This is a genomic window from Symbiopectobacterium sp., from assembly GCF_051710365.1.
In the GTDB taxonomy this organism is placed as follows: domain Bacteria; phylum Pseudomonadota; class Gammaproteobacteria; order Enterobacterales; family Enterobacteriaceae; genus Symbiopectobacterium.
Window position 1 is genome coordinate 1 of sequence record NZ_JBPETA010000030.1, and the last position, 25,999, is coordinate 25,999.

At 53.9% G+C, this 25,999-nt stretch carries 20 protein-coding genes and 4 pseudogenes; 9 read left to right on the forward strand and 15 right to left on the reverse strand.

Translation table 11 applies throughout. The features are described from left to right. Nucleotides 1-183: 183 nt before the first annotated feature. From ACTBDZ_RS04640 to yihU, 6 genes and pseudogenes are all read right to left on the reverse strand, one after another. Nucleotides 184-1,248 carry a glycoside-pentoside-hexuronide (GPH):cation symporter gene (locus tag ACTBDZ_RS04640; RefSeq protein WP_438814435.1) on the reverse strand — a complete coding sequence of 355 codons (1,065 nt, stop codon included), beginning with the start codon at nucleotides 1,246-1,248 and terminating at the stop codon, nucleotides 184-186. A 40-nt stretch (nucleotides 1,249-1,288) separates the two neighbouring features. Then, on the reverse strand, nucleotides 1,289-2,671 hold the full coding sequence (locus tag ACTBDZ_RS04645) for an MFS transporter (RefSeq protein WP_438814436.1): 1,383 nt from the start codon (nucleotides 2,669-2,671) through the stop codon (nucleotides 1,289-1,291). Nucleotides 2,672-2,716: 45 nt separating this feature from the next. Then, nucleotides 2,717-4,742: pseudogene (locus ACTBDZ_RS04650) on the reverse strand (alpha-glucosidase). 147 nt (nucleotides 4,743-4,889) lie between these two features. Continuing rightward, nucleotides 4,890-6,131 (reverse strand): annotated as a pseudogene (gene yihS, locus ACTBDZ_RS04655) (sulfoquinovose isomerase). Between the two features lie 15 nt (nucleotides 6,132-6,146). Continuing rightward, nucleotides 6,147-7,025: a sulfofructosephosphate aldolase gene (yihT, locus tag ACTBDZ_RS04660; protein ID WP_438814437.1), complete on the reverse strand. Its 879-nt coding sequence runs from the start codon at nucleotides 7,023-7,025 to the stop codon at nucleotides 6,147-6,149. Between the two features lie 38 nt (nucleotides 7,026-7,063). Beyond that, nucleotides 7,064-7,960 carry a sulfolactaldehyde 3-reductase gene (yihU, locus tag ACTBDZ_RS04665; protein ID WP_438814438.1) on the reverse strand — a complete coding sequence of 299 codons (897 nt, stop codon included), beginning with the start codon at nucleotides 7,958-7,960 and terminating at the stop codon, nucleotides 7,064-7,066. A 167-nt stretch (nucleotides 7,961-8,127) separates the two neighbouring features. On the opposite strand from yihU, the pseudogene ACTBDZ_RS04670 reads away from it, so the two are divergent. Beyond that, nucleotides 8,128-9,024: pseudogene (locus ACTBDZ_RS04670) on the forward strand (sugar kinase). A gap of 33 nt (nucleotides 9,025-9,057) precedes the next feature. Beyond that, a complete protein-coding gene (locus ACTBDZ_RS04675; RefSeq protein WP_438814439.1) occupies nucleotides 9,058-9,852 on the forward strand; it encodes a DeoR/GlpR family DNA-binding transcription regulator in 795 nt (264 codons plus the stop codon). A gap of 111 nt (nucleotides 9,853-9,963) precedes the next feature. Here the strand turns inward: ACTBDZ_RS04675 and ACTBDZ_RS04680 are convergent, their stop codons facing one another. Beyond that, nucleotides 9,964-10,269, reverse strand: a complete 306-nt coding sequence (locus ACTBDZ_RS04680) for a putative quinol monooxygenase (protein ID WP_438814440.1) — start codon at nucleotides 10,267-10,269, stop codon at nucleotides 9,964-9,966. 186 nt (nucleotides 10,270-10,455) lie between these two features. Between ACTBDZ_RS04680 and ACTBDZ_RS04685 the strand changes: the two genes are divergently transcribed. Both ACTBDZ_RS04685 and ACTBDZ_RS04690 read left to right on the forward strand, forming a co-directional pair. Next, nucleotides 10,456-10,725 (forward strand): helix-turn-helix domain-containing protein, encoded by a 270-nt coding sequence (locus ACTBDZ_RS04685; RefSeq protein WP_196905815.1) that lies wholly within the window; start codon nucleotides 10,456-10,458, stop codon nucleotides 10,723-10,725. Beyond that, nucleotides 10,725-12,044 (forward strand): type II toxin-antitoxin system HipA family toxin, encoded by a 1,320-nt coding sequence (locus ACTBDZ_RS04690; protein ID WP_438814441.1) that lies wholly within the window; start codon nucleotides 10,725-10,727, stop codon nucleotides 12,042-12,044. The genes ACTBDZ_RS04685 and ACTBDZ_RS04690 overlap by 1 nt, the downstream gene beginning before the upstream one ends. Nucleotides 12,045-12,078: 34 nt before the next feature. Here ACTBDZ_RS04690 and mnmE read toward each other — a convergent pair whose 3' ends face one another. The 5 genes from mnmE to rpmH form a co-directional block, all read right to left on the reverse strand. Beyond that, nucleotides 12,079-13,443, reverse strand: coding sequence for a tRNA uridine-5-carboxymethylaminomethyl(34) synthesis GTPase MnmE (mnmE, locus tag ACTBDZ_RS04695; protein WP_438814442.1), 1,365 nt, complete (start codon nucleotides 13,441-13,443; stop codon nucleotides 12,079-12,081). 78 nt (nucleotides 13,444-13,521) lie between these two features. After that, on the reverse strand, nucleotides 13,522-15,168 hold the full coding sequence (gene yidC / locus ACTBDZ_RS04700; RefSeq protein WP_438814443.1) for a membrane protein insertase YidC: 1,647 nt from the start codon (nucleotides 15,166-15,168) through the stop codon (nucleotides 13,522-13,524). A 2-nt stretch (nucleotides 15,169-15,170) separates the two neighbouring features. Then, nucleotides 15,171-15,428, reverse strand: coding sequence for a membrane protein insertion efficiency factor YidD (gene yidD, locus ACTBDZ_RS04705; protein WP_438814444.1), 258 nt, complete (start codon nucleotides 15,426-15,428; stop codon nucleotides 15,171-15,173). Continuing rightward, nucleotides 15,392-15,751, reverse strand: coding sequence for a ribonuclease P protein component (rnpA, locus tag ACTBDZ_RS04710; protein ID WP_438814445.1), 360 nt, complete (start codon nucleotides 15,749-15,751; stop codon nucleotides 15,392-15,394). The genes yidD and rnpA overlap by 37 nt, the downstream gene beginning before the upstream one ends. 18 nt (nucleotides 15,752-15,769) lie before the next feature. Next, a complete protein-coding gene (rpmH, locus tag ACTBDZ_RS04715) occupies nucleotides 15,770-15,910 on the reverse strand; it encodes a 50S ribosomal protein L34 (protein WP_438814446.1) in 141 nt (46 codons plus the stop codon). A gap of 649 nt (nucleotides 15,911-16,559) precedes the next feature. Between rpmH and dnaA the strand changes: the two genes are divergently transcribed. The 4 genes from dnaA (at nucleotide 16,560) to gyrB (ending at nucleotide 22,647) form a co-directional block, all read left to right on the forward strand. Then, nucleotides 16,560-17,933: a chromosomal replication initiator protein DnaA gene (dnaA, locus tag ACTBDZ_RS04720; RefSeq protein ID WP_438814447.1), complete on the forward strand. Its 1,374-nt coding sequence runs from the start codon at nucleotides 16,560-16,562 to the stop codon at nucleotides 17,931-17,933. A 4-nt stretch (nucleotides 17,934-17,937) separates the two neighbouring features. After that, nucleotides 17,938-19,038, forward strand: coding sequence for a DNA polymerase III subunit beta (gene dnaN, locus ACTBDZ_RS04725; RefSeq protein ID WP_438814448.1), 1,101 nt, complete (start codon nucleotides 17,938-17,940; stop codon nucleotides 19,036-19,038). Nucleotides 19,039-19,131: 93 nt separating this feature from the next. Next, on the forward strand, nucleotides 19,132-20,217 hold the full coding sequence (gene recF / locus ACTBDZ_RS04730) for a DNA replication/repair protein RecF (RefSeq protein ID WP_438814449.1): 1,086 nt from the start codon (nucleotides 19,132-19,134) through the stop codon (nucleotides 20,215-20,217). 18 nt (nucleotides 20,218-20,235) lie between these two features. Continuing rightward, nucleotides 20,236-22,647 (forward strand): DNA topoisomerase (ATP-hydrolyzing) subunit B, encoded by a 2,412-nt coding sequence (gene gyrB / locus ACTBDZ_RS04735; RefSeq protein ID WP_438814450.1) that lies wholly within the window; start codon nucleotides 20,236-20,238, stop codon nucleotides 22,645-22,647. Nucleotides 22,648-22,726: 79 nt separating this feature from the next. Here the strand turns inward: gyrB and ACTBDZ_RS04740 are convergent, their stop codons facing one another. Together ACTBDZ_RS04740 and ACTBDZ_RS04745 are read right to left on the reverse strand one after the other, a co-directional pair. Then, a complete protein-coding gene (locus ACTBDZ_RS04740; protein WP_438814451.1) occupies nucleotides 22,727-23,929 on the reverse strand; it encodes an MFS transporter in 1,203 nt (400 codons plus the stop codon). Between the two features lie 178 nt (nucleotides 23,930-24,107). Further along, nucleotides 24,108-24,467 (reverse strand): annotated as a pseudogene (locus ACTBDZ_RS04745) (methyl-accepting chemotaxis protein); the annotation flags it as partial. A 54-nt stretch (nucleotides 24,468-24,521) separates the two neighbouring features. Between ACTBDZ_RS04745 and yidA the strand changes: the two are divergent. After that, the gene (gene yidA, locus ACTBDZ_RS04750) at nucleotides 24,522-25,343 is read left to right on the forward strand and encodes a sugar-phosphatase (protein ID WP_438814452.1); all 822 of its coding nucleotides are present in this window, start codon (nucleotides 24,522-24,524) and stop codon (nucleotides 25,341-25,343) included. A 71-nt stretch (nucleotides 25,344-25,414) separates the two neighbouring features. On the opposite strand, the gene bhsA is transcribed toward yidA, so the two are convergent. Continuing rightward, nucleotides 25,415-25,675 carry a multiple stress resistance protein BhsA gene (gene bhsA / locus ACTBDZ_RS04755; protein WP_438814453.1) on the reverse strand — a complete coding sequence of 87 codons (261 nt, stop codon included), beginning with the start codon at nucleotides 25,673-25,675 and terminating at the stop codon, nucleotides 25,415-25,417. Nucleotides 25,676-25,999 lie beyond the last annotated feature (324 nt).

Here is a 25,999-nt window from a genome sequence, read left to right on the forward strand (position 1 = left end):
AGTTCAGTATTGGTGACAGACCACCACAAGTATCCAACCTCAATTCTGTTCACAAGACCATCGTTGATGTTCTCGGCGAGCGATACCGTCGAATTTATTCTTAAAGTAGGTGCGGAATGACGGTTCACCGGCAGTGGGGTGTTGAGTGAGTTGGTGCAATCCCACTGCCGATGATATTTCGCGTTACCCGCCACTCTTCAACGCTGTGAAGGCATTGTTGTTTTTTTCGTTAGGTTTCTCACCCTGATGCTTACGTTGACCGATTTCTTCGATAATCAACGCAAAGCGTTTCTCATTGAGCTGGTAAAAGAAGCCCATGGTTAAGGCGGCAACGATCGCCAGACCGCACGGCCAGAGAAAAATAAGCTGACGTAGCCCGCGCAGGGTGGCGTCACTCTGTACCACATTCGGCATATAGCCGATGTGGGTCAGCATGATTCCCGGCAGAAAGCCGGCCAGCGCGGCGGAAATCTTGCGCGAGAAGGTGTAACCGGTATACACTGAGCCTTCAGCGCGAATACCGGTTTTCCATTCTCCATGATCGACCGTATCCGGCACCAGTGCCCAGTTCAGACTGTTGACAAAGGCGGTGCCGAAAAAGGCCATGCAGGAAAATGAGACAAACAGTATCGAGTTGCTGCCCCAGAAAAAGTTCAACACGTCGCCGATGGCCCACAGGGCCAATCCACCGAGGTAAACCTGCTTTTTGCCAAAGCGTTTTACCGCACCCGGCACCATAAACACCCCGATCAAAATGCAGCCCATGCTGAAAAACCCCATCCACGACAGCAAGTGAATATCGTTCAGTACGTATTGGGTGTAGTAGACCTGAATGGCCAGTTTGATATTGAAGGCGGCCAGCGTGCACAGGTTGGCAATGCACAGCACCGTAGCCAGCGCGGTTTTGACCGTCAGGCTGAAGTCATTCGCCACAAATTGTGCGGTGGCGACCAGCGCAACCGGCACCGAGGCGTACAGGATAAACGGGCGGAACTTGCCTTTTTTGCCGATGTTGCGCCGGGTATCAAGCAACACGCCGGTCAGCATATCGGTGAAGGCGGTAAAGAATTTCGCCACCAGAAAGATAATCCCGCCATAAAAGGCGGGCATACCCAACTGATCTGTATAAAACTTCAGCAGATACAGCGTGCCGATACACAGCATCAGGTTTGAGCCGAAATCGCCTATCCCGTAGGAGAACTTTTCTTTCAGGCTCAGTTTCAGCGTCAGCGGATCCGTATTGTTCATTGTCGATCCTTATGACGCCCCGCAGGGCGTCACGGTGGTATTACGCCAGACGTTTGCGGGTTTCTATTTCTGCAACGATACGCACGTACATTTTTTCGTTGAGGTTATAGAAACAGCCCATTGCCACAATGGTGACTACGGCGAGCGCGCACGGATAGATGAAGATCAGTTGCCGTAAGCCTTCAACCGTGCCTGCCGATTGCACCACGTTTGGCACGTAGCCGATTTGCGTCAACATCCAGCCGGGGAAGAAACCTGCGAGTGCCTGAGATACCTTGCGAAAGAAGGTAAATCCGGTGTAGACCGTCCCTTCCGAGCGCACGCCGGTACGCCATTCGCCATACTCAACGGTATCGGACACCAACGCCCAGTTGAGGCTGTTAACAAAGGCGGAACCGAAAAACGCCAGGCAGGAGAAAGCGACAAAACTGACCGAACCGCCGCCGAAGCTGTAGTTGAGCAGATCGCCCAGTACCCATATGGATAATCCGCCGATATAGACTTTTTTCTTGCCGAAGCGCCGCACGGCACCGGGCATCAAAAATACGCCGATAAAAATACAGCCCATGCTGAAGAAACCCATGTAGGAGAGCAGGATGGGATCGTTAAGCACGTACTGGGTGTAATAGACCTGAATGGCAAGTTTGACGTTAAACGCGCCGAGAGTACAAAGGTTAGCGATGCACAAAATAAACAACGGTCGGTTACCGGCTATCGCCCTGAAAGAGGCTAACAATCCCGGTTTTTGCGCTGGGTTAACGGGCTGCACTTCCACATAGCGCTCTTTCACCCCGGCGTAGCACCACCACATAAAGAACAAACCGAACAGCGAAAACAGCGTGGCGGCAAAGATGTAGCCAAGCTGTGGGTTGCCGTTGATCAGATTCATGACCGGCACAAACAGTACGGTACACAGCAGCAGGCCGAGTGTGGCACCGCCCTGACGCCAGGCGGCCAGCGAGGCGCGTTCATCGGTGTTTTTGGTGATAGCGGGCACCATCGCGCCGTAGGAACAGTTCATCATGCTGAAGAACAGGCCGTACAGCATAAACAGCACGGTTGCCATCACGGCTTTGCCCGTAATGTCGAAAGGGGTGCCGATGAAGTTAGCTACCGCCAGCAGTGCCACGGGGAAGGAGGCGTACAGCACGAAGGGGCGGAATTTTCCTTTCGGGCCGATATTACGCCGTGAATCCAGCATCACGCCGGTACCCATATCGGTAAAGGCGGTAAAGAATTTGGCAATCAGGAAGATAATGCCGCCGCAGGTGCCCGGCAGACCCAGTACATCGGTATAGAATTTCAGCAGGTACAACGTGCCAATATCCAGCAGGATATTAGAGCCAAGGTCACCCATGCCGTAGGCGAGTTTTTCCTTGAACGGCAGACGTAGGGTAGCCGGATTGGTTGTGGATTGACTCATTTTTATTCTCCGAATGCCCATAGGTAGCGCTACGGGCGAGCCGTTTTACAGGTGTTGTAATGAACCAAACAAGGTTGCCCATTGGCTGTCCGCGCGGTAGAACACCGGCGGTTTGCCCAGCGGTGCGTCAACGGTGACATCACCGCCGCGGTGCGTTTCCCCCGTCCACAGGTTGACCCAGTTATCTTCCGGGAGATAAAGCGTCCAGTCGCTGCGGCCCTGTTCGTAGACCGGTGCCACCAGCAGATCCTGTCCAAACAGATACTGGTATTTCAGATGGTAAGTGCGGGCATCGTCTTCGTAATGCAGGAACAACGGACGCATCACGGGCAGGCCGCTGCTGGTGTTTTGTGCCACCTCCTGTTTGATGTAGGGCTTCAAGGTGGTAAATACGGTGGTCATGCGCGCGAAGTGCGCGATGGTTTGCGCATCGCCATCAAACTGCCAGTTATCACCGGGGCGGTTGCCTTCGTGGGTGCGCATCATGGGGGTAAAGGCACTGAAATCGCACCAGCGCAGCAGCAGCTCTTTGCTGCGCTTCGTCTCGAACAGTGTGGTGTAACCGCCAATATCGCTGTGGTGCAGGCCGTGGCCGGTCATCGCCAGCGACAGCGCGGCAGGCACCACCGATGCCAGCCCGTCATCCAGACTCCAGTCAACGTTCTGATCGCCAGCCCACATCATTACCGAGTATTTCTGGCTGCCGGTGGAGCCCGCGCGCATAAAGAACAAAATCTCGCCGAGCTTGCCGGTTTCCTGCAACGCTTCGTAGTTGCATTTCGCCCACAGCGCAGGCCAGGCGTTGTGCATGATTTCAGCGCTGACGCCGTTGTGCAGGTAGGTGTCGGTAGGCAGGTATTCGCCGAAATCGGCCATCCAGCCGTTGCAGCCCACCTCGATCAGGTTCTGCTTGATGACCTCTTTGTACCAGTCATAGGCGGCGGGATTGGTTAAATCTACGACTCCACCATAGAACTCGCCAAATTCCACCAGATAGTCTTTGCCTGCCGCATCTTTCGCCAGATAACCGTGCTGTGCCGCTTCGGTGCACAGGTCTTTGTCGCTGGCAACGTAAGGGTTGATGTAGGAGAGGAATTGCACGCCCTCCTGATTCCACTGCTTGATGCGTGCTTTCAGCTCAGGATAGAGGCTTTGGTTCCAGCGCCAGTTCCACATCACGCGCTTCCCGAAAGAGGTCATACGAATCCCGGACCACTCCTGCGCCCAGATGCCGTTCACTTTCACGCCCCCGTTTCGCATGGTATCCAGTTTTTGCTGGCATACATCGGTACCGCCCTGAATGCCGAGCGTCACGCCGTCGTACACCCAATCCGGCAGCTCCGGCTGTCGACCCAGCAGCGCCGTGAGTTTTTCCAGCAGTGCGATGTAGGTGTCTGCACATTCGAAGCGCAGGGTGGCATGATCTTCCCACATCGCCAGTTCGTGATAATCCGGTGCGGTAAAGTCAAAATTCATGTAGCAGCTGTTATCAACGTGGCAATAGTATTTTTGGCTGCTGACAAAGGTGGGTTGCGGGAAGAAGGTCCAGTAGTCGCCGCCGCCCGCGTTCTCCTTGCAGTCGGCCTGCTAGGTGACATAGCTCTGTTTGTTGCGGCACACACCCTGTTCGCTGGTCCACAGCGGGAACGGCTTGCCGCGCAAATTGAAGTAGGAAAACTGTTCGCCGCAGCCATAAATATGGTCTTGCTCCTGCACCGCCAGCTGCAACCAGATACGGTTATGGTCGCGGTTGTTGTTTTGCAGCGCCAGCGTGAGTCTGCCCTGCTCATCACGCGTGATATGCACGGTGGCGTGCACCGCATCACCGCGACTAAAGCGGATGGACCAACCATCCGCTTGTTCCAGCACCGTCGCGTCATTCAGCGCTATTTTTTCATTCAGACGATCTTTTAATGCTGAAATTGCCGCGGAACATATCGATGTCGGCGTTACCGGCACCAATCCATAAACAGGGCGCTTCTGCGCTGTGGCGTAGAATCAAGCGCTGTTGATAAGTTAACGAAAATCCACCGTCAACGGTGTGTAATTCGATATCGGTCAGCGAATGCATTATGACCTCCATAAAGTAGGGTACTTTTTTAGGGTAATTTTCTCTTTTTTGTATCTTTTCAATTGCTTTTACCTGGCCGCTCGGGGTCTTCGTCGCCCGGTGTTGGCTGGTTTATCCGCCGCGCGGCCAGGGTGCTACCGTTCACGCTTATCTGGCTTGGCTGTCCAATAGTCCGGCGGCCACCGCAGGGGCTAAACCGGGTGCCAGTGGCAGACGAGGGATCACCAGACAGTGCAGCAGGTGGTAAATATCCTGTTTGCCATCCCACACCTTGGTGGTCACTTCATTGTGGATATCCAGCTCTTGCCACCAGGAGCCGTTCTCGTAGTCCATGAGATATTTGATGCAGTAATCCCACCATTTCTGATACCAGGCTTCGTACTGGCTATCGCCGGTGACGGTGTACAACGCGTAGGTGGTGCCCATCGCTTCCACAATCGGCCAGTGCACGCGTTCACGCACGATGGGTTTGCCTTCCCAGTCCACGGAGTAAACAAAGCCGTCTGCGCCGTCGGGGGCCCAGGCATCGCGGATGGTGGCGTGAAACAGCCCTTTGGCATCTTCCAACAGCCAGTCTGGCGGGGTCTCAAAACGGGCTTCCAAGGCAGCGCGCAAGTGCAGCATCAAGCGGCCCCACTCGATCCAGTGCCCCGGCGTGCCGCCGTAGGCGTGGAAGAGGTGGGCGGGGTTATCCTTGTTGTAATCGCGAATCGGGTTCCACTGTGCGTCGAAATGCTCGTTGACGCGATACTCGCCGCGTCGGGCCACATCGTGAATAATCACGGAGGCAATACGCAGGGCGCGATCGAGCCATTTACGGTCATGGGTCACGTCGTACACAATCAAAAAGGCTTCGACTGCGTGCATGTTGGCGTTGCCGCCGCGATAGTCTTTGGTCGCGCTGAACGCTTCATCCCAGGATTACAGACACATCTGCTCCTGTTCGCTCCAAAAGTACTTTTCGATTACCGCAATGGCGTCATCCAGTAGCTTTCTGGCCTGCGGATGTCCGGTGGTGACGGCGCTGGCCGCACCGAGCAACACAAAGAAATGTTGATAACCTTGTTTTGAGGCATCTGTGACGCCTTCATCGTTAACGCAGGCATACCAGCCGCCATAGCGCTTGTCGCGCAGCGCGCCGTTCAGCGCCTGAATGCCATGCTCCACCAAGGCATATGCGCCGGGACGACCCATGGCGGCGGCCACCGAATAGACGTGCAACATGCGTGTGGTGATCCACAAGTGAGTGCCCATCTCGGCCCTGACCTGGCCGTTATTGCCGAGCCAGCCGAAGCCTGTGGCGACTGCCGCGTTCTTGCCGAAATCGAGGATGCGGTCCGTTTCTTGTTCCAGCCAGCGGTTGTGGCTCAGCGTGTTAAACCATTTCATCATGATGCGTATTCCTCAGAGGCGACGAGCCATCATCTCATCAACGATTTCACCCAGACGCTGCAATTTGGGCGCGGCGACATCCCTGAGCATCAGAGGCATATCGGGTAGGCCAATTACGGAAGACCACACGGCGCGACCGGCTAAAAAGCCCGAGGCACCGGCTTCCATGGCAACGCGCACGGCGCGCGGGAACAATTTTTCATCAACGCCGGAAGAGAGGATGACCCACGGAATAGCAATGTGTTCATTGAGTTTTTGCGAGGCAGCGAGCAACGCTTGCTGTGTGCCTTTGCCGTGCAACGGCATCTCCACTTTGTAGAGATCGGCCCCGCTGTCGCCCAGCTCTTTTGCCGCATCGATAATGGCTTGTTCACGATCGAAGTGGTCGCCACAGCGCGGCGGACGTACCACGGGTTCGATAATGCTGAGCAGCCCCTGAGCGTGGCAGATGTGGTTGAATGCTTTCACTATCTCCAGGCGCTTCTGCGCATCTTCATCGCTGCGCCACAGCACCAACAGTTTCAATGCTTTGGCACCGTTGTTTTTGGCGGCCACCGGATCGACGCTGTTATCAATCACAACGTTATCAACTGGAATGCCGTTACCGGGAATAAACGCATCGGCGGCAACGATGGTGCCGCAGGAAGGGGCGATCGCCTGCTGCTGCACCACTTGTAGATAGCAGAATTGCTGATCGACCAAAATGGCTGAGGCATAAGGCGACAGAATTCTGGCGGCATTGATTTTAAAATCGGTTAACACCTGATCGCTAACCGGTTGCGGGGCCCCTGCTGCTGCAAACATTAAGCGCATTGCTTCACGCTGATCGACAGCGAGCATGGCAAAGCCGCCGGAAGGTCGAGTAATGTCTTTCAGGGTGTAGGTTTCCATGTATCTGTCCTTTATTTGTGTGTTACAGAGAGCGGTGGTTACTGAGCGGCTTTCGGGGTTAACCCGGCGCTGGTGCGTACCTGCTCAAGAATGGCCGTCCAGTCCTGGCGTCCGCGTCTGGCGGCACGCGCCTGGTTGTAAACCTCGCGTGAGGCCGCACCGAGCGGCATCGGAACGTGAAGTTGATTAGCCATGTCCAGCGCGATGCCTAAATCCTTGTGCGCCAAATCGATTATGAAAGCGGGGGAAAGATCGCCTTTCAGCACTTTGCTGGGCCAGGAGGTCGTAAAGTGGCCTTTGCCTGCCGGTGTGCCGCTCATCACCTTGAGGGCGACATCGAAAGAGAGCCCGAGTGCTTCACACAACGTGGCGGCTTCTGCGGACAGGGCGTTGAGTGCGATGCTCATGTAGTTGTTGATGAGCTTGACCCGAATGCCCATGCCAGGACCGCCGGCATTCACCAGCTCATTGCCCATTGCCATCAGTACCGGTGTCGCGTGCTCAACCTGTGCGGGCGTGCCGCCTGCCAGTAACAGCAATGTGCCCGCAACGGCATGATCCGAGGTGCGTCCGACGGGCACATCCATCATGCTGAAGCCTTTCTGGTTCATTTCGCGGATCAGGGCGTCGGTTTGCAGTGGATGAATGGTGGACATATCGATCACCAAGGCATCCGTGCGCAGTGTGGTGCAGACCCCCTCATCTCCGAACAACACATTGCGCACCAAATCACCGTTAGGCAGCATGGTGATCATGAACTCAGCCTCTTTTGCTGCATCGGCGGCGCTCTTGGCGCTGCACGCACCCTGTAGTACCAGTGTCTGCACGGCTGCCTGGCTGATATCAAACACATGGAGCTGGTGTCCCTGCTTGATTAGATTGCTTGCCATGGGGGCGCCCATTTGGCCGAGGCCGATAAATGCGATTGTTGCCATGCTGCTCTCCTGCCGTTCTTGTTTGTCACATTTTGTCTATTAATGACCAATTTTGTTCGGTTTTCTGATCGTATTTGTAATTTATGGTCAAAAAATTGACATTCATCACTCTTTAAACATTTGATGAAATTAAAATGGTGCCATTCGATGTCGTTTAAGGAACAACCATGATTCGTATTGCCTGTGTGGGAATTACCGTGATGGATCGCCTCTATTATGTGGAAGCGCTGCCGGCGACGGGGGGGAAGTATGTGGCGCAAAACTACCGCGAAGTGGGCGGCGGCCCGGCGGCAACGGCCGCAGTTGCTGCTGCCAGACTGGGCGCGCAGGTCGATTTTATTGGTCGCATGGGGGATGATGACATTGTACTGCACTGCTGAGCGAGCTGGCTTCCTATGGCGTTAATACCCGCTATACGCGCCGTATTGAACAGGCACGATCCTCACAATCCGCCATTCTGGTAGATGAGCAGGGTGAGCGGATTATTGTTAATTACCCGAGTCCAGACCTTTCATCCAGCGCCTACTGGTTTGATCAAATCGATTTTAGCCAGTGGGATGTGGTGCTGGCGGATGTGCGCTGGCATGAAGGTGCCCAACGCGCTTTCACGTTGGCGCGTCAGGCGGGGGTGATGACGGTGCTGGACGGTGATATGACGCCGCAGGACATTACCGAACTGGTGGCGCTGAGCGATCATGCGGTGTTCTCTGCTCCCGGTCTGCTGCGCTTAACGGAAGTGGCTGCGAGCGCTGAAGCATTAACGCGCGCAAAAATGATCACAAATGGACAGGTTTATGTCACGCAGGGGGCTGAGGGATGTCAGTGGTTGGAAAACGGTGAGTTACGGCATCAGTCGGGATTTGCCGTTAACGTGGTGGATACCACCGGTGCGGGCGATGTTTTCCACGGTGCGCTGGTCGTTGCCTTGGCGCAGGGGAATACGGCAACTGAGGCAGTGCGCTTTGCCAGTGGCGATGGAGGCATTGAAATGCACGCGCCCGGGTGGACGTGCCGGTATCCCTGACTGTGATCAAACCCGCTCCTTTTTGTCCCTTTTTGTATAGAATGCGGAAAGTGTGGTTTTGAGAGGGATCCCCATGAGCTTTACCGAACTGACCTGTAATCCGCGCCACGACCGCTTGCTGGCACTGGTGGCCGAACGCGGTTACATGAACATTGATGAGCTGGCACAACTGCTGGAGGTTTCCACGCAGACCGTCCGGCGTGACATTCGCAAGCTGAGTGAGCAAGGATTGATTACCCGGCACCATGGCGGTGCCGGACGCGCATCCAGCGTGGTTAACACCGCGTTTGAACAGCGGGAAGTGTCTCTGACCGATGAGAAAAAGGCGATTGCCGAGGCGATTGCTGATTATATTCCTGATGGTTCGACGATTTTCATCACCATTGGCACCACCGTGGAGCACGTAGCCCGTGCGCTACTGAACCACAACGAGCTGCGTATTATCACCAACAGCCTGCGCGTCGCGAATATTATGTATAAAAATCATCTATTCGAAGTGATGGTACCTGGCGGTACGCTGCGTCCCCATAACAGCGGTATTATTGGCCCGGCGGCTAATGCCTTTGTACAAGGGTTTCGCGCCGATTATCTGGTGACCAGCGTCGGGGCGATCGAGAGTGACGGCACACTGCTGGAATTTGATGTCAATGAAGCCAGCGTGGCACAAAGCATGATGCGCCATTCGCGGCACATCTTGCTCGCCGCCGATCACACCAAGTATCACGCCTCGGCGGCGGTGGACATCGGCAATATCACTCAAGCCGCCGCGCTGTTTACTGATGAAATGCCGCCTGCGGCGTTAAAAGCGCGGCTCAAGGAGAGTCAGGTGGAGGTTATTCTTTCGGGGGAGGAGGGAATATCTCAGTAGGCTTGAACACCCTTGGCAGTGATGCCAGCGTCGCGTATGACCTTGTTTTTGCACCGATCAAGGTCCTGCTGACACTGGCCTAACGTTCATTCATGATTGCTATTGGTTAAATTACCGCGTGTCATTATTTTCATCAAAAGTGCCCATTAATATATAGGTCGCATCCTTTCGCTTGTGCTGATCGATCATTGGCACAAGGCGTCTGAAGTGTTCGCTGGCGCAATGTTCATCCAGCGCCGAATGGTCTGGCCACTCTTCGATGAAGATAAAGTGCCCGATATCTTTCTCGTCGACATACAGATCGTAGGCAATGCACCGCGGTTCTTGCTTGGTGGCCTCAACCAACTCACGATACAGCGGGAGTACGATTTCAATCGCCTCTGGCTTGATAAAATCTTCAGCAATCACTTTTAGCATTTAGGTTCTCGGTTTTTGAGGCTGCTGTGGGAAAAGTTCATCGTGGCGTTGGCTTCATATTGCTGATTTTTTATTACACGCTATAGCAGGTAATTACGAGGTTAACGTCTATAGCGTGTAGTCCTTGTTTTACCTGCTAAGGCGTGTAATAGTTATCTTACCGTCTACAGCCGGTAGGATCGAGCGATGAAAGTGACCAACAGCAAGCAGCTTAGCAGCTATCTAAAAGATGTTCGTATCACCCAGAAACTATCACAAGGAAAGGTGGCCAACAAAGTGGGCATTCGTCAGGACACGGTATCCAGCTTTGAGCAACACCCTGATTCCACCAAGCTGGAAACCTTTTTTAAAATATTGTCGGCATTGAATTTAGAACTGACGGTGACGCCCAGAAACGCAGAGGCAGCTAATAATGAGCCCTCTGTTGCAACCTCATCCTGGAAGGAAGAATGGTAATGGCTGCGCTCGATGTTTACATGAATGGCTATCGTGTAGGAACACTGACCAAAACTGGTAGTGGCGCACATTATTTTTCCTATGATGCGGACTGGCTCGGGCTGCCAGGGAGTCGCCCCATCTCGCTCTCGATGCCGCTACGCCATCAGCCTTATCAAGGTGATGAAGTTTATAACTTCTTTGACAATTTATTGCCGGATAACCCGGATATCAGAAGGCGGATTGTCGTCAGACATCAGGCGGATTCCACCCAGCCGTTTGATCTGCTGGCTAAAGTGGGGCAGGACAGTGTCGGGGCGTTGCAATTGGTGCCGCAGGGGACTGCTGTTGGCAATATAAAACAGATCGAATACAAAACCTTATCCGAGCAACAGCTTGAAAACATACTGGCGGGATATCTGTCCAATGCCCCGCTGGGGATGATTGAGGCAGAAGATGATTTTCGCATCTCTATTGCTGGCGCACAGGAAAAGACGGCGCTGCTCTATCTGGACGGTCACTGGTGCCTGCCTCTTAATACCACACCCACTACCCACATCATCAAGCTACCGATTGGTACAATCGAGAGTCACTCTTACTCAATTGATATGTCTGACAGCGTTGAAAATGAGTATCTGTGTATGCTGATTGCCAAGGCGTTTGGGCTGCCGGTACCGCATTGTTTTATGATTAAAACTGGCAAGATAAAAGCGCTGGCGGTAGAACGATTTGATCGTAAGTACGCCTCGGATGGCAGTTGGATTATACGGTTGCCGCAGGAGGATTTTTGCCAGGTATTAAACGTTTCATCCGCACGGAAATACGAAAACCACGGTGGGCCGGGTATTTCCGCCATTATGGCGTATCTGTTGGGTTCGGTCGATCCAGCACAGGATCGCTATAGCTTTATGAAGACTCAGGTGCTGTTTTGGCTATTGGCTGCCACGGATGGGCATGCGAAAAACTTTTCCCTGTTTATTGAACCTGAGGGGCGCTATCGCCTCACGCCTTACTATGACATTCTCTCGATGTACCCTGCGATGGGAGGACGGGGAATTGATCGTAGAGAGGCCAAACTGGCGATGGGATTGACTGGCTCAAGAGGCAAGAAATACGCTATTGAACAGATCTTTCCACGGCATTTTTTCCAAACGGCACAGGCCGTTGGATTTGGCAGAGAATCGATGGAAAGCATTCTGACTGAATTTGCACAATCGATGGATGCTGTTGTTGTGAACATCAGAAACCAACTGCCTGCTGGTTTTCCTGCATCGATTCGTGATGCAATTCTCGAAGGCATGCTGGCGAGAGCAAGGCGATTAATGACCGGGTGGGAATAGGCACCTGTGGTGCCTCTCGGCGTGTGTAGGGCGACTACTTCCCAATACAAAAACTCGAGAAAATCCGTCCCAACAAGTCATCGGAAGTAAATTCCCCGGTTATCTCACTCAGTGCCTGTTGTGCCAGCCGCAGCTCTTCTGCCAGCAGTTCGCCAGCGTAAGCGCTCACTAACTGTTCTTTGCCTTGTTCCAGATGCTGTGCGGCGGTTTCCAGCGCTTGCAGGTGGCGGCGTCGTGCCAGGAAGCCCCCTTCAGTGTTGCTGGTAAAGCCCATGCTCTGTTTTAGATGGTTACGCAGGATATCGACGCCATCACCGGTTTTGGCGGACAGGCGAATGAGTGAGTAAGTGTTTACCTCTTCAATGCCTTGTGGTTCTCCGGTAATGTCGGCTTTATTGCGCACCACGGTAATCGGCAGTGTGGCGGGCAGGCGTGCCATAAACTCTGGCCAGATTTCGGCAGGCGATGTAGCGTCAGTGGTGGTGCTATCGACCATAAACAGCACGCGATCCGCCTGTTCAATCTCTTGCCAGGCGCGTTCAATGCCGATGCGTTCCACTTCGTCGCTGGCATCGCGTAGCCCAGCAGTGTCGATGATATGCAGCGGCATGCCGTCGATATGGATATGCTCGCGCAGTACGTCGCGCGTGGTGCCCGCGATAGCGGTCACGATTGCCGCCTCACGCCCGGCCAGTGCGTTGAGCAGGCTCGATTTGCCCGCATTTGGGCGACCCGCAATTACCACTTTCATGCCTTCACGCAGCAGGCTGCCTTGATGCGCTTCGGCCTGAACATCCGCCAGATCGGCCATCACGCCGTTGAGTTCCGCCTCAATCTTGCCGTCAGAGAGGAAATCGATCTCTTCATCAGGAAAATCGATGGCGGCCTCGACGTAGATGCGCAGGTGAATCAGCGCTTCAACCAGTCGGTGAATGCGGGTAGAGAAGGCACCTTGCAAGGAGTTCAGCGCAGATCGTGCCGCTTGCTCGGAGCTGGCATCGATCAGGTCTGCGATAGCTTCGGCCTGCGCCAGATCGAGCTTGTCATTGAGAAACGCGCGCTCGGAGAACTCGCCGGGGCGCGCAATGCGCAGGCCGGGCAGTGCCAGAATGCGCTGCATCAGCAAATCAAGAATAACCGGGCCGCCATGCCCTTGCAGCTCCAGCACGTTCTCGCCGGTAAAGGAGTTGGGGCTAGGAAACCAGATGGCAATACCCTGATCCAGCGCGCTGCCGTCGGCATCGCGAAATGGCAGATAATCCGCATGGCGCGGTTTGGGTAATTTACCCAGCACGGCACGCGCCACGTCGGCAGCCTGCTGGCCGGACACGCGCAAAATACCTACGCCACCGCGTCCGGGGGGCGTGGCTTGGGCTACGATAGTATCGGTATGGCTCATGATGGTTTCTCTGTGGCGATTAAACAAAAAAATAAGGCGGGCCCATAGCCGCCTTATTCTCAGACTTGTACAGTCCGCTTATTTCTTCTCTTTCTTGTCGCGGCTGTGCAGGCCTTTCTTCTCCAGCCCGCGGTAAATCAACTGCTGCTGGATAATGGTGACCAGGTTGCTGACGATATAGTACAGCACCAGACCTGATGGGAACCACAGGAAGAACACGGTAAAGATAACCGGCATGTAGGTCATGATCTTCTGCTGCATCGGGTCGGTCACAGTGGTCGGCGACATCTTCTGAATGAAGAACATCGTGATACCCATCAGGATCGGCAGGATGTAGTACGGGTCTTGCGCAGACAGGTCAGTGATCCACAGGATGAACGGCGCATGGCGCAGCTCAACCGAGCTCATCAGCATGTAGTACAACGCCAGGAAGATAGGCATCTGGATCAGCAGCGGGAAGCAGCCGCCCAGCGGGTTCACTTTCTCCGCTTTGTACAGCGCCATCATCTCTTGGCTCATGCGCTGTTTGTCATCACCGATACGCTCACGCATGGCTTGCATTTTCGGTTGCAGCATACGCATTTTCGCCATCGAGGTGTACTGCGCCTTAGTCAGCGGGTACATGATACCGCGCACGATAAAGGTGATGGCGATGATGGAGAAGCCCCAGTTACCGATGAAGCCGTGCAGGAATTTCAGCAGTTTGAACAGCGGTTGGGAGATAAACCACAACCAACCGTAATCCACTGACAGGTCCAGATGCGGTGCAACGGCCGCCATCTTGTCCTGAATTTCCGGGCCAACCCACAGTACCGCGCTGATGTCTTTCTGCGCGCCCGCGTCAACGGTTACCGGTGTGGCTTTAAAGCCAATGGCGGCCAAACCGTTACCCAACCGCGAGGTATAGAAGGTGTTGGCACCGGCGGTGGTCGGGATCCATGCGGTAGCAAAATACTGCTGCAACATGGCAACCCAGCCACCATCGGTGGTGACGTTCAGATTTTCTTTCATGTCGCTGAAGCTGTATTTCTTGTACTTATCGTCGCTGGAGGAGAACGCAGCGCCACGATAGGTGTGGAGTGCAAAGTTGCTGCTGCCAGTATCGCGATGCTTCGGCAGGTCAATAGACTGTTTCAACTGACCAAACAGCGTCAACTCCAACGGCTGCGCGCTGGTGTTGTTCACGTTGTAGCTAACGTTCAGCGCATAGTCACCGCGTTTAAGCACGAACGTTTTGGTGAAGGTTACGCCGTCAGCGTTGATGTAGGTCAACGGAATGGTCAGTGCGTCCTGTCCGTCAGCCAGTTCAAAGTGATCCTGGGTGGCTGTAAACAGCGGACGGGCGCCGTTTGCCGGATTATCCGGACCGTGTTTACCCGTCAATCCACTCTGTGCCTGATACACAAATTCCGGCGTGGTTTCCAGCAACAGGAATGGTGTAGCAGAGTGCAGTTTGTCAGGGAACGCCAGCAGATTGGCTTGTTCGATATCGCCGCCGCGCGTATTGATAGTCAGCGACAGTACGTCGGTTTTCACCGTGATCAGTTTACCCTGACCGCTGTTAGGCACGCCCTGGCTGGCGGTATCACCGTTGACTGCGTTCGTCGCTTGCTGGATGGCTTGCGTTGAAGCGGCAGGCGGATTTTTGTCCGTCTCCCACGTCTGCCAGATCAGAAAGCTTACGAATAGCAGAGCGATGAGAAGGAGATTGCGTTGCGAATCCATCGTTAATGTTCTCTGTTATTGTCGGGTTTTGGCGGTACGGGATCATCACCACCAGGGTTCAAAGGGTGGCATTTTAATACGCGTTTGAGCGTCAACCAACTGCCTTTTATCATGCCGAACCTGCGTATGGCCTCAATGCCGTATTGTGAACAGGTTGGGCGAAAACGGCAATGTGGCCCTAACAACGGACTTATAACGAGCTGATAACCGCGTATCAGCCCGATCAGGAGGAGCGAGCCAAGCGACAGTGCCGTTGCCATAATTTTCCCAATGCTTCCGTCAACGCGCGATTGTCCAGGTCGGCTACCCCTTTTTTGGCGATCACCACAAAATCCATCGCTGGTAGGGTATGTTGATGTAAACGAAAGCTTTCCCGCGTCAGACGTTTAATCCGATTGCGTTCATGCGCCCGTTTGACATGCTTTTTAGAGACAGTAAGACCGATGCGAGGATGCCCCAGCGAATTCAGGCGGCCGAGGATGGTGATTTGCGGCGTGCCAGCCCGATGCGGCTGCTGGAAGACGAAAGTGAAATGGCTGGGAGTTAACAAACGTAACTCCCTGGGAAAAGCGAGCTTAACCACTAGGAGGGTTAGCTTTTATTACTTAGAAACAGTCAGACGAGTACGGCCTTTTGCACGACGGCGGGCCAGAACCTGACGACCATTTTTAGTGACCATACGAACACGGAAACCGTGGCTACGGTTACGCTTCAATACGGACGGTTGGAAAGTGCGTTTCATGGCGATTTCTACCTAAACTTGGATAATTGACTTCACAGTAAACGCGTTTGGCGCTCCGGCGTGAACACTGGCCGACGCCTCAATCGCATACATCAAAGATAAAGAGGCGGGATTGTAATAATTGTACAGTCCCGGGTCAATTGGCATCACACGCCTATGGAGCCCTTTCCGCAATAAATTTGGGGAATTTTCTGCCTGAAATAGCACAGAAGAGCATCAACGCGTCGGGCTGAGGATTATACGTACTCTGCATTAAATCGCAAGGATCCTGACACGATCCTTGATGCGGGATCATGATCGCTGTCACTCCAGCGTGAATGCCTATTCAGTTATGCTAGGCGTCCGCATGATGTAAGCTTGCGTCATCGTTGTGCGGCACGTGGCGGCCACGAGTGATAAGAATAGCCTGTGGATAAAAAGGATCGAAACTGTGCAGAAAGGGAAGATCTCTGCCGAGGATTAGGTTATGATCCGCCGTCCCGTGAACGATCCTTCCTTCGGGATCGTCTCGGCAACCGCGCATGGACATCATCAGATGCGCGGTGCGCCCAGGAGACTGCCATTGAAGCTTCCGGGTCATAATCATGAATTACACTAAAAAACGTATCTGATTCTTTTCTATTTTAATCTTGTTCGAGTGGAGTCCGCCGTGTCACTTTCGCTTTGGCAGCAGTGTCTTGCCCGTTTGCAGGATGAGTTACCTGCCACAGAATTCAGCATGTGGATACGTCCGTTACAGGCGGAACTGAACGACAACACGCTGGCGCTCTATGCGCCAAACCGTTTTGTGCTGGATTGGGTAAGAGACAAGTACCTCAATAACATCAATGGCCTGCTGAACGATTTCTGCGGTATGGATGCGCCTTTGCTGCGTTTTGAAGTCGGCAGCAAGCCGGTGGCCGTCAGCCAGCCAGCCAGCCCGCAGGCGGCGGTGCAGCCGGTCAGGCAGGCACCCGTGCGTCCCAGTTGGGACACACCGGCGACGCAAACGGAGCACACCTACCGTTCCAACGTCAATCCGAAGCATTCGTTCGACAACTTCGTTGAAGGTAAGTCTAACCAACTGGCGCGCGCGGCGGCGCGTCAGGTTGCTGACAACCCCGGCGGAGCCTATAACCCCCTGTTTCTCTATGGCGGCACCGGTTTGGGGAAAACCCACCTGCTGCACGCGGTAGGTAATGGCATTATTGCGCGCAAGCCAAATGCCAAAGTGGTCTATATGCATTCTGAACGCTTTGTACAGGATATGGTCAAAGCCTTACAGAACAATGCGATTGAAGAATTTAAGCGCTATTACCGTTCAGTCGATGCCCTGTTGATCGATGATATTCAGTTTTTTGCCAACAAAGAGCGCTCTCAGGAGGAGTTTTTCCACACCTTCAATGCGCTGCTGGAAGGCAATCAGCAAATCATCCTGACTTCCGATCGTTATCCGAAAGAGATCAATGGGGTAGAAGATCGTCTGAAATCGCGCTTTGGCTGGGGATTGACGGTCGCGATCGAACCGCCAGAGCTGGAAACGCGCGTGGCGATCTTGATGAAAAAAGCGGATGAAAATGATATCCGTCTGCCGAGTGAAGTGGCCTTTTTTATTGCCAAGCGGCTGCGCTCTAACGTGCGTGAGCTGGAAGGCGCACTGAACCGCGTGATCGCTAACGCCAATTTTACCGGCCGCTCCATTACCATTGATTTCGTGCGTGAAGCGCTGCGCGATCTGTTGGCGTTGCAGGAAAAGTTGGTGACCATCGACAATATTCAAAAGACGGTCGCGGAGTACTACAAGATCAAAGTCGCCGATCTGCTGTCCAAACGGCGATCCCGATCGGTGGCACGTCCGCGCCAGATGGCGATGGCGTTGGCGAAAGAGCTGACAAACCACAGCTTACCGGAAATTGGTGATGCGTTTGGCGGTCGTGACCATACCACCGTGCTGCATGCGTGCCGCAAGATTGAGCAGCTGCGTGAGGAAAGTCACGACATCAAGGAAGATTTCTCTAATTTAATCAGAACATTATCTTCATAATATTATGAAATTCATTATTGAACGCGAGCATCTGCTAAAACCGTTACAACAGGTGAGTGGCCCATTAGGGGGTCGTCCCACATTGCCTATTCTGGGCAACCTGCTGTTACAAGTGACGGACGGCGCATTGTCGCTGACTGGCACCGATCTGGAAATGGAGATGGTGGCGAAGATCCCCCTGTCTCAGGCCCATGAATCCGGTGCGACCACGGTGCCGGCGCGTAAACTGTTTGATATTTGCCGTGGCTTGCCCGACGGCGCGGAAATTACCATCACGCTGGAAGGCGACCGGATGCTGGTGCGTTCCGGCCGTAGCCGTTTCTCTCTTTCTACGCTCCCGGCGTCTGATTTCCCGAACCTGGATGACTGGCAGAGCGAAGTGGCATTCTCGTTGCCGCAGGCGACGCTGAAACGCCTGATTGAAGCCACGCAGTTCTCCATGGCGCATCAGGATGTGCGTTATTACCTCAACGGCATGTTGTTTGAAACCGAAGGGGAAGAGTTGCGCACGGTGGCGACCGACGGCCACCGTCTGGCGGTATGCGCCATGCCGATTGGTCAGTCGCTGCCATCCCACTCGGTGATCGTGCCGCGTAAAGGGGTAATTGAGCTGCTGCGCCTGCTGGACGGCGGCGATACGCCATTGCAGCTACAGATCGGCACCAACAACATTCGCGCCCACGTCGGGGATTTCATCTTTACGTCCAAGCTGGTCGACGGGCGTTTTCCTGACTACCGCAGCGTATTGCCGAAAAACCCGGACAAGGCGCTGGAAGCGAGCTGCGATTTGCTGAAACAGGCATTTGCGCGTGCGGCGATACTGTCTAACGAGAAGTTTCGCGGTGTGCGTCTGCACCTGATTGAGAATCAGCTGAAAATTACCGCGAATAACCCGGAACAGGAAGAAGCGGAAGAGATTCTGGACGTGCAGTACAACGGCACGGAAATGGAAATTGGCTTTAACGTCAGCTACGTGCTGGATGTGTTGAATGCGCTGAAGTGTGAAGATGTCCGTTTGCTGCTGACCGATTCTGTCTCTAGTGTGCAGATTGAAGACGGTGCCAGCAAGGCGGCGGCATACGTTGTCATGCCGATGCGTCTGTAGCGGGACGCGCTTGGTCTGCCCCCTTTTTGGCGTGAATGCCGACGCTTGCCGTCGGCATTTGTGCAGGTTGTCGCGTACAGGATCTGGTTGTCCATGGCACTGACCCGCCTTCTGATTAAAGATTTCCGCAATATCGCCTCTGCCGATTTGGCGCTCATTCCCGGATTCAATTTTCTGGTGGGGGAGAATGGCAGCGGAAAAACCAGCGTGCTGGAGGCCATCTACACGTTAGGGCACGGTCGTGCGTTTCGCTCCATCCAGGCGGCGCGCGTGATTCGGCATGAACAGCCCGAATTTATTCTGCATGGTCGGTTGGATGGCATGGAGCGTGAACGCTCGATAGGTCTGAGTAAAAACCGGCTGGGCGACAGCACCGTGCGTATTGATGGCAGCGATGGTCACAAGGTGGCGGATCTGGCGCAGTTGCTGCCGATTCAGCTCATCACGCCGGAGGGCTTCACGCTGCTCAACGGTGGGCCAAAATACCGTCGTACCTTTCTTGATTGGGGCTGTTTTCACCATGAGCCCGGTTTTTTCGCGGCCTGGAGCAACCTGAAACGGTTATTGCGCCAGCGTAATGCCGCGCTGCGTCAGGTGGGTCAGTATCGTCAACTGCGCGCCTGGGATCAGGAACTTATTCCGCTGGCAGAGCGCATCAGCGCCTGGCGGGCGGATTACACCGCTGCGATTACTGCGGACATTACCGCGACCTGCGAGCAGTTTTTGCCGGAGTTTTCACTGAGCTTCTCTTTCCAGCGCGGCTGGGACAAAGAGAGCGACTATGCCGAACTGCTGGAACGGCAGTTTGAGCGCGACCGGCAGTTGGGCTACACCGCGTTGGGGCCGCACAAAGCGGATTTTCGTATCCGGGCGGGCGGCGTTGCGGTGGAAGACATGCTGTCGCGTGGACAGTTGAAGTTATTGATGTGTGCGTTGCGATTGGCGCAGGGAGAGTTCCTCACTCGCCATAGCGGTGCCAAGTGTATTTATCTGATAGATGATTTTGCTTCCGAACTGGACAGTACCCGCCGCCGTTTGTTGGCTGAACGGTTAAAAGCGACCGAGGCTCAGGTATTTGTCAGCGCCATCAGCGCTGAACAGATAGATGACATGATCGGTGAAAAGGGCAAGATGTTCCGCGTGGAACAGGGTAAAATAACGGTTCAATTACAGGACTAAAATGAGCGAGAAACGTTGATGTCGAATTCTTATGACTCCTCAAGTATCAAAGTATTGAAAGGGCTGGATGCGGTACGTAAACGCCCGGGTATGTACATCGGTGATACGGATGACGGCACAGGCCTGCATCACATGGTATTCGAGGTTGTGGACAACGCTATCGACGAAGCGCTCGCAGGCTTCTGCAAAGACATTGTCATTACCATTCATAAAGATAACTCGGTTTCGGTGCAGGATGATGGCCGTGGCATTCCTACCGGTATTCATGAAGAAGAGGGTGTCTCTGCGGCCGAAGTGATCATGACCGTGCTGCATGCCGGCGGTAAGTTTGACGATAACTCCTATAAAGTGTCCGGCGGTCTGCACGGCGTTGGGGTTTCCGTGGTCAACGCCCTGTCTGAAAAGCTGGAGCTGACCATTTACCGTGATGGCAAAACTCACCACCAAATTTATCGTCACGGCGAGCCGCAGGCACCGCTGACCGTGGTGGGGGATGCCGAACGTACCGGTACCACCGTGCGTTTCTGGCCGAGCATGGAAACCTTTAGCAACGTTACCGATTTCGAATACGACATTCTGGCCAAGCGCCTGCGTGAGCTGTCGTTCCTGAACTCTGGCGTTTCCATCCGTCTCAGCGACGAGCGTGAGCAGGGTAAGGCCGATCACTTCCACTATGAAGGCGGCATCAAAGCGTTTGTTGACTATCTGAACCGCAACAAGACGCCAATTAATCCGCAGGTGTTCTATTTCAGCGCGGAAAAAGACGATATTGGCGTCGAAATTGCCATGCAGTGGAACGACGGGTTCCAGGAAAATATCTACTGCTTTACCAACAATATTCCGCAGCGCGATGGCGGTACGCACCTGGCCGGTTTCCGTGGCGCGATGACGCGCACGCTGAACAGCTACATGGAAAAAGAAGGCTACAGCAAAAAGGCCAAAGTCAGTGCCACCGGTGACGATGCGCGTGAGGGCTTGATTGCCGTGGTATCGGTGAAAGTGCCGGACCCGAAATTCTCCTCTCAGACCAAAGACAAGCTGGTTTCTTCCGAGGTGAAAACCGCGGTGGAATCGCTGATGAACGAACGTCTGGTCGATTACCTGATGGAAAACCCGGGTGACGCCAAAATCGTGGTCGGTAAAATTATTGATGCGGCGCGCGCGCGCGAAGCGGCCCGTAAAGCACGTGAAATGACGCGTCGTAAAGGGGCGCTCGATCTGGCTGGTTTGCCGGGCAAGCTGGCGGATTGTCAGGAACGCGATCCGGCGCTGTCTGAACTCTACCTGGTGGAAGGGGACTCGGCGGGCGGCTCTGCCAAGCAGGGGCGTAACCGTAAGAATCAGGCCATTCTGCCGCTTAAAGGTAAAATCCTTAACGTGGAGAAAGCGCGCTTTGACAAGATGCTCTCTTCTCAGGAAGTGGGCACGCTGATCACCGCGCTGGGCTGTGGCATTGGCCGCGACGAATACAACCCGGATAAGCTGCGTTATCACAACATCATCATCATGACCGATGCCGACGTCGATGGTGCGCACATTCGTACGCTGCTGTTGACCTTCTTCTATCGTCAGATGCCGGAAATCATCGAACGTGGTCACGTCTTTATTGCCCAGCCACCGCTGTACAAAGTGAAGAAAGGCAAACAGGAACAGTACATTAAAGATGATGAAGCGATGGACCAGTACCAGATTGCACTGGCACTGGATGGATCGGCGCTGCACATCAATGCTCAGGCACCTGCGTTGCAGAGCGAGCAGGTGGAACTGCTGGTGAAAGATCACCACAGCGTACAGCGGTTGATCGATCGTATGGAACGTCGTTATCCACGTGCGTTGTTGAATGCCTTGATTTACCAAGACACGCTGACAGAAAACGATCTGCAAGACCGCGCCAAAGTAGAAAGCTGGTTGGCGACGTTGGTGAAAACCCTCAATGAAGACGATGTGCACGGCAGCAGCTACAGCGGCGCGTTGAGCGATAACTCAGCGCTTGCCGAACCAGTGCTGCGCGTGCGTACGCACGGGGTAGATACCGATTATGTGCTGGATGCCAACTTTGTACGCGGCAGCGAATACCGCAAAATCGTACTGCTGGGTGAGAAGCTGCGTGGCCTGTTCGAAGAGGGAGCGTACATCGAGCGCGGTGAGCGCAAACAGCCGATTAACAGCTTCGAACAAGCGCTGGAGTGGCTGGTGAAAGAGTCACGCCGTGGTTTGAACATCCAGCGTTATAAAGGCTTGGGCGAAATGAACCCGGAACAGCTGTGGGAAACAACTATGGATCCGGAAAGCCGCCGCATGCTGCGCGTGACAGTTAAAGACGCCATGGCAGCGGATGAGCTGTTCACTACGCTGATGGGCGATGCGGTTGAGCCGCGCCGCGCCTTTATTGAAGAGAACGCGTTGAAAGCCGCTAACATTGATATCTGATGGATTGATATCGAAGTAGGATGTAGTGACATAAAAAACCGCCGCGCAGCCTGAGCTACGCGGCGGTTTTTTTTAATGGTTAAACCGCGGCGGCGGCGCGACGCTTGCTGGCACGCATTTCCTGCGCCAGCGTGATAGCGGCGGTGATCAGCATGAAAATGACTGCAGACCAGAAAATGGCATGGGGATGACCATTATCCAACAACCAGCCGAACAGAACCGGACCGGCAGCCCCGCCGATATTGAACCCGGTGGACACGATACCGAACACCCGTCCTTCCGCGCCTTTCGGTGATGCAGCCCGCACCAGCATATCCCGCGAGGGTGCAATCATGCCTGAGAGGAATCCCGCTGTCGCCAGCAGTGGCACCAGCACCATCGCTGGCAACGGATAGATAGCGACAATCGCCACCAGTACGGCGGTGACGGCTAATGCGCCAGTGGCAACCAGACCGTGGCGCTCGGTTTTATCGGCCAGAGCACCGCCTGCCAGCACGCCAAAAGCGCTGGCAAACAAAAATGCGGTCAGCACCGCATTGGCATCGGATAAGGGCAGATCGTAGCCAGTAACCAATGCGGTGACCGAGAAGTTCTGGATCGAGTTAGTGCTCAGGCTCAGCATCAAAAAGAGACCCAGCAGCGCCAGGATGGGCAGCGAAAACAGTGCCTTGGCGCTGGTTTGTACCGGGGCAGCACCGCTTTTAGGGGCTGCTGATTTAAGCCGCGCTGGCTCGTCTTTATGCATCAGCAGCATCACGACAACCAGTAATCCCACCACGCCAGATACAATAAAGGCGGCATTGATGCCGAGCCATGCTGCTACCGCGAGTAAAATCCCTGGCGTAATAGCGTTGCCTAAAAAGCCGGAGAAGGTGTGGATCGAGAACGCTCGCCCCATGCGTTTGTCATCAATGCCGCGCGAGAGCAAGGCGTAATCTGACGGGTGATACACTGCGTTAGCCACACCGGCAAACCCCATCGCGATCAGCAGCCAGAGGTAGTGCGGCGTCAGCCCAAGCGACATAAAGCTCAGGCTACCGAGCGTCAGTCCGGCAACCAGCGTGCGTCGCGCACCGATACGGTCAACGGCAAAACCGATGGGCGTTTGCACGCAGGCGGAGACGATGTTGAAGACGCTGATCGCAAGCCCAAGTTCAACGAAGCTGATGCCGCGTTGGGCAGACAGCAACGGGATCAGCACCGGCAGCACCATAATGTGAAAATGGCTGACCAAATGCGCACAGGAGATCTGGGCGAGCAGAGGAAGTTTCATCGTTTTCATGTTTGCGTTACGACATCAATGCGGGCGTTGAGTGGCGCTGCTGAGTGGAAAGCGGCGAGATCACGTCCAGAGGGCGAAGTTATGACAAGCGTAACATATTGTTTGCGTTTGTCGCACTTTCTCTCGTGTAGTTTTTGACCTCAGGCAGACCGAGGGCTCTCGGCCTGCCTGTGTCAGATCAGGATAAACGAAACACTTTGACCGTGAGCGCCAGTTGGCGCGCCTGTTCATCCAGCGAGGCGGCGGCAGCGGTGGCTTCCTGCACCAGCGCAGCGTTTTGTTGCGTGACGCCATCCATTTCATGTACGGCTTGCGTTACCTGGCTGATACCGCGTGATTGTTCATCGGATGCGGCAACGATGTCATCCATGATGGTTTTAACCGACGCTATGGCATCCAGCATCTTTTCCATGGTGCGACCGGCATTTTGTACCAGTTCGACGCCGTTTTTAACGCGCGAAGAGGATTCTCCGATCAGTGCCGTGATGTCTTTCACCGCCGCGGCGCTGCGCTGTGCCAGATTGCGCACTTCACTGGCTCACGGCGATAACTCGCGTCAGCATGCAAAAAAACCATTACGGCAGGATGAAGCATGACGATAAAGCTGATTGCAATTAATATGGATGGCACATTGCTTAACCCGCAACATCAGATTTCGCCCGCAGTAAGCGCGGCGATTGCGGCGGCGCGGAATCAGGGAGTGCACGTGGTGCTGGCGACCGGGCGGCCCTTTATTGGCGTAAAACGCTATCTGGAGATACTCGGTCTGGATAAAACCGGCGGCTATTGCATTACTAACAATGGCGCGTTGGTTCAGCGTACCGATACCGGAGAATGTGTGGCGCAAACGCCGCTGAGCTTTGACGATTATCTCTACTGCGAAGCGCTTTCCCGCACCTTGAACGTGCACCTGCACGCGTTGGACTTCAACACCGTCTATACCGCCAATAAAGACATCAGTCGCTATACCGTTTATGAATCTCATCTGACAGGCATGCCGTTGAAATACCGGACCGTTGAGGAGATGGACAGCACCCTGACCTTCCCGAAAGTGATGATGATTGATGAACCAGAGCTTCTGGATAACGCGATTTGCCACATTCCTGGCGAAGCGCGAGCGCGCTACACCATTATCAAGAGCGCGCCCTACTATTTAGAAATTATGGATAAGCGGGTTAACAAAGGCGAGGGTGTGCGTTTGCTGGCGGAATATCTTGGACTGACAGCGGAAAACGTGATGGCGATTGGTGATCATGAAAACGATCTGGCCATGATTAGCTATGCGGGCACTGGGGTTGCCATGGGGAACGCCATTGATGAGGTTAAGACGATCAGCCAGTTTGTCACCCGTCCCAATACGGAAGACGGCGTTGCCTACGCGATTGAAAAATTTGTCATGAAAACATCACATTGAGTTGTTCTGATTATAAAAAAACGGCGCTTTTCCTCACGGAGAAGCGCCGTTTTTTTGGCTACAGCGGGTGATTATTTGTAGATAATCGCCGTGCCGCGCAGCAGATCGCTACCGGTGGTGTTGGTGATAGAGAAGACTTTCGCGTCTGCTTTATCGGCTTTCTCAGCCAGTTGTTCCTGAAGCGAACTCAGATCGTGCGCACCGCTTACGGAAATGACGCCGAATTCCTGGTATTTAGTGGCTTGTTGAGCGCTAACGCTTTCAGCAGCAAAAGCACCAAAGGAAAGGGAAGCGAGTACGGCAGCGGCAGCGATGGTTTTTACGTTTTTCATGATGTCTTATCCTGTTTTTAAATGTGTTGTTGAAAGAGCATGTCTTTCGATGAAGGGAATGTTACGCCCATGCTAAAAAATTAAAAAACGGATGTTATTGAGAAACTCTTTCAATAAATTTGAATGTTATTTATGTGCTATTTTTTGGTTTTATTGTTTTAAATCATAATATTTATATTTATATTTATATTTATATTTATTTATCCGTCATTCCGCACCTGATTTTTCTTTTTTCGGGACTTGACGGTATTCTGAAGTTCTGAATTTATTACTGCTTTTTGCAGACCAATCAGCATGAGTACTCCCCACGTTACCATCCGTAAC

What these genes read in the sequence shown, in the direction of transcription:
- dnaN (WP_438814448.1), top strand. Translation starts at nt 17,938, where the DNA reads ATGAAATTCATTATTGAACGCGAGCATCTGCTAAAACCGTTACAACAG.
- yidA (WP_438814452.1), top strand. Translation starts at nt 24,522, where the DNA reads ATGACGATAAAGCTGATTGCAATTAATATGGATGGCACATTGCTTAAC.
- yidC (WP_438814443.1), bottom strand. Translation starts at nt 15,168, where the DNA reads ATGGATTCGCAACGCAATCTCCTTCTCATCGCTCTGCTATTCGTAAGC.
- ACTBDZ_RS04675 (WP_438814439.1), top strand. Translation starts at nt 9,058, where the DNA reads ATGAGCTTTACCGAACTGACCTGTAATCCGCGCCACGACCGCTTGCTG.
- yihU (WP_438814438.1), bottom strand. Translation starts at nt 7,960, where the DNA reads ATGGCAACAATCGCATTTATCGGCCTCGGCCAAATGGGCGCCCCCATG.
- yihT (WP_438814437.1), bottom strand. Translation starts at nt 7,025, where the DNA reads ATGGAAACCTACACCCTGAAAGACATTACTCGACCTTCCGGCGGCTTT.
- ACTBDZ_RS04690 (WP_438814441.1), top strand. Translation starts at nt 10,725, where the DNA reads ATGGCTGCGCTCGATGTTTACATGAATGGCTATCGTGTAGGAACACTG.
- bhsA (WP_438814453.1), bottom strand. Translation starts at nt 25,675, where the DNA reads ATGAAAAACGTAAAAACCATCGCTGCCGCTGCCGTACTCGCTTCCCTT.
- ACTBDZ_RS04685 (WP_196905815.1), top strand. Translation starts at nt 10,456, where the DNA reads ATGAAAGTGACCAACAGCAAGCAGCTTAGCAGCTATCTAAAAGATGTT.
- ACTBDZ_RS04740 (WP_438814451.1), bottom strand. Translation starts at nt 23,929, where the DNA reads ATGAAAACGATGAAACTTCCTCTGCTCGCCCAGATCTCCTGTGCGCAT.
- recF (WP_438814449.1), top strand. Translation starts at nt 19,132, where the DNA reads ATGGCACTGACCCGCCTTCTGATTAAAGATTTCCGCAATATCGCCTCT.
- ACTBDZ_RS04640 (WP_438814435.1), bottom strand. Translation starts at nt 1,248, where the DNA reads ATGAACAATACGGATCCGCTGACGCTGAAACTGAGCCTGAAAGAAAAG.
- ACTBDZ_RS04645 (WP_438814436.1), bottom strand. Translation starts at nt 2,671, where the DNA reads ATGAGTCAATCCACAACCAATCCGGCTACCCTACGTCTGCCGTTCAAG.
- rpmH (WP_438814446.1), bottom strand. Translation starts at nt 15,910, where the DNA reads ATGAAACGCACTTTCCAACCGTCCGTATTGAAGCGTAACCGTAGCCAC.
- yidD (WP_438814444.1), bottom strand. Translation starts at nt 15,428, where the DNA reads ATGGCAACGGCACTGTCGCTTGGCTCGCTCCTCCTGATCGGGCTGATA.
- mnmE (WP_438814442.1), bottom strand. Translation starts at nt 13,443, where the DNA reads ATGAGCCATACCGATACTATCGTAGCCCAAGCCACGCCCCCCGGACGC.
- ACTBDZ_RS04680 (WP_438814440.1), bottom strand. Translation starts at nt 10,269, where the DNA reads ATGCTAAAAGTGATTGCTGAAGATTTTATCAAGCCAGAGGCGATTGAA.
- gyrB (WP_438814450.1), top strand. Translation starts at nt 20,236, where the DNA reads ATGTCGAATTCTTATGACTCCTCAAGTATCAAAGTATTGAAAGGGCTG.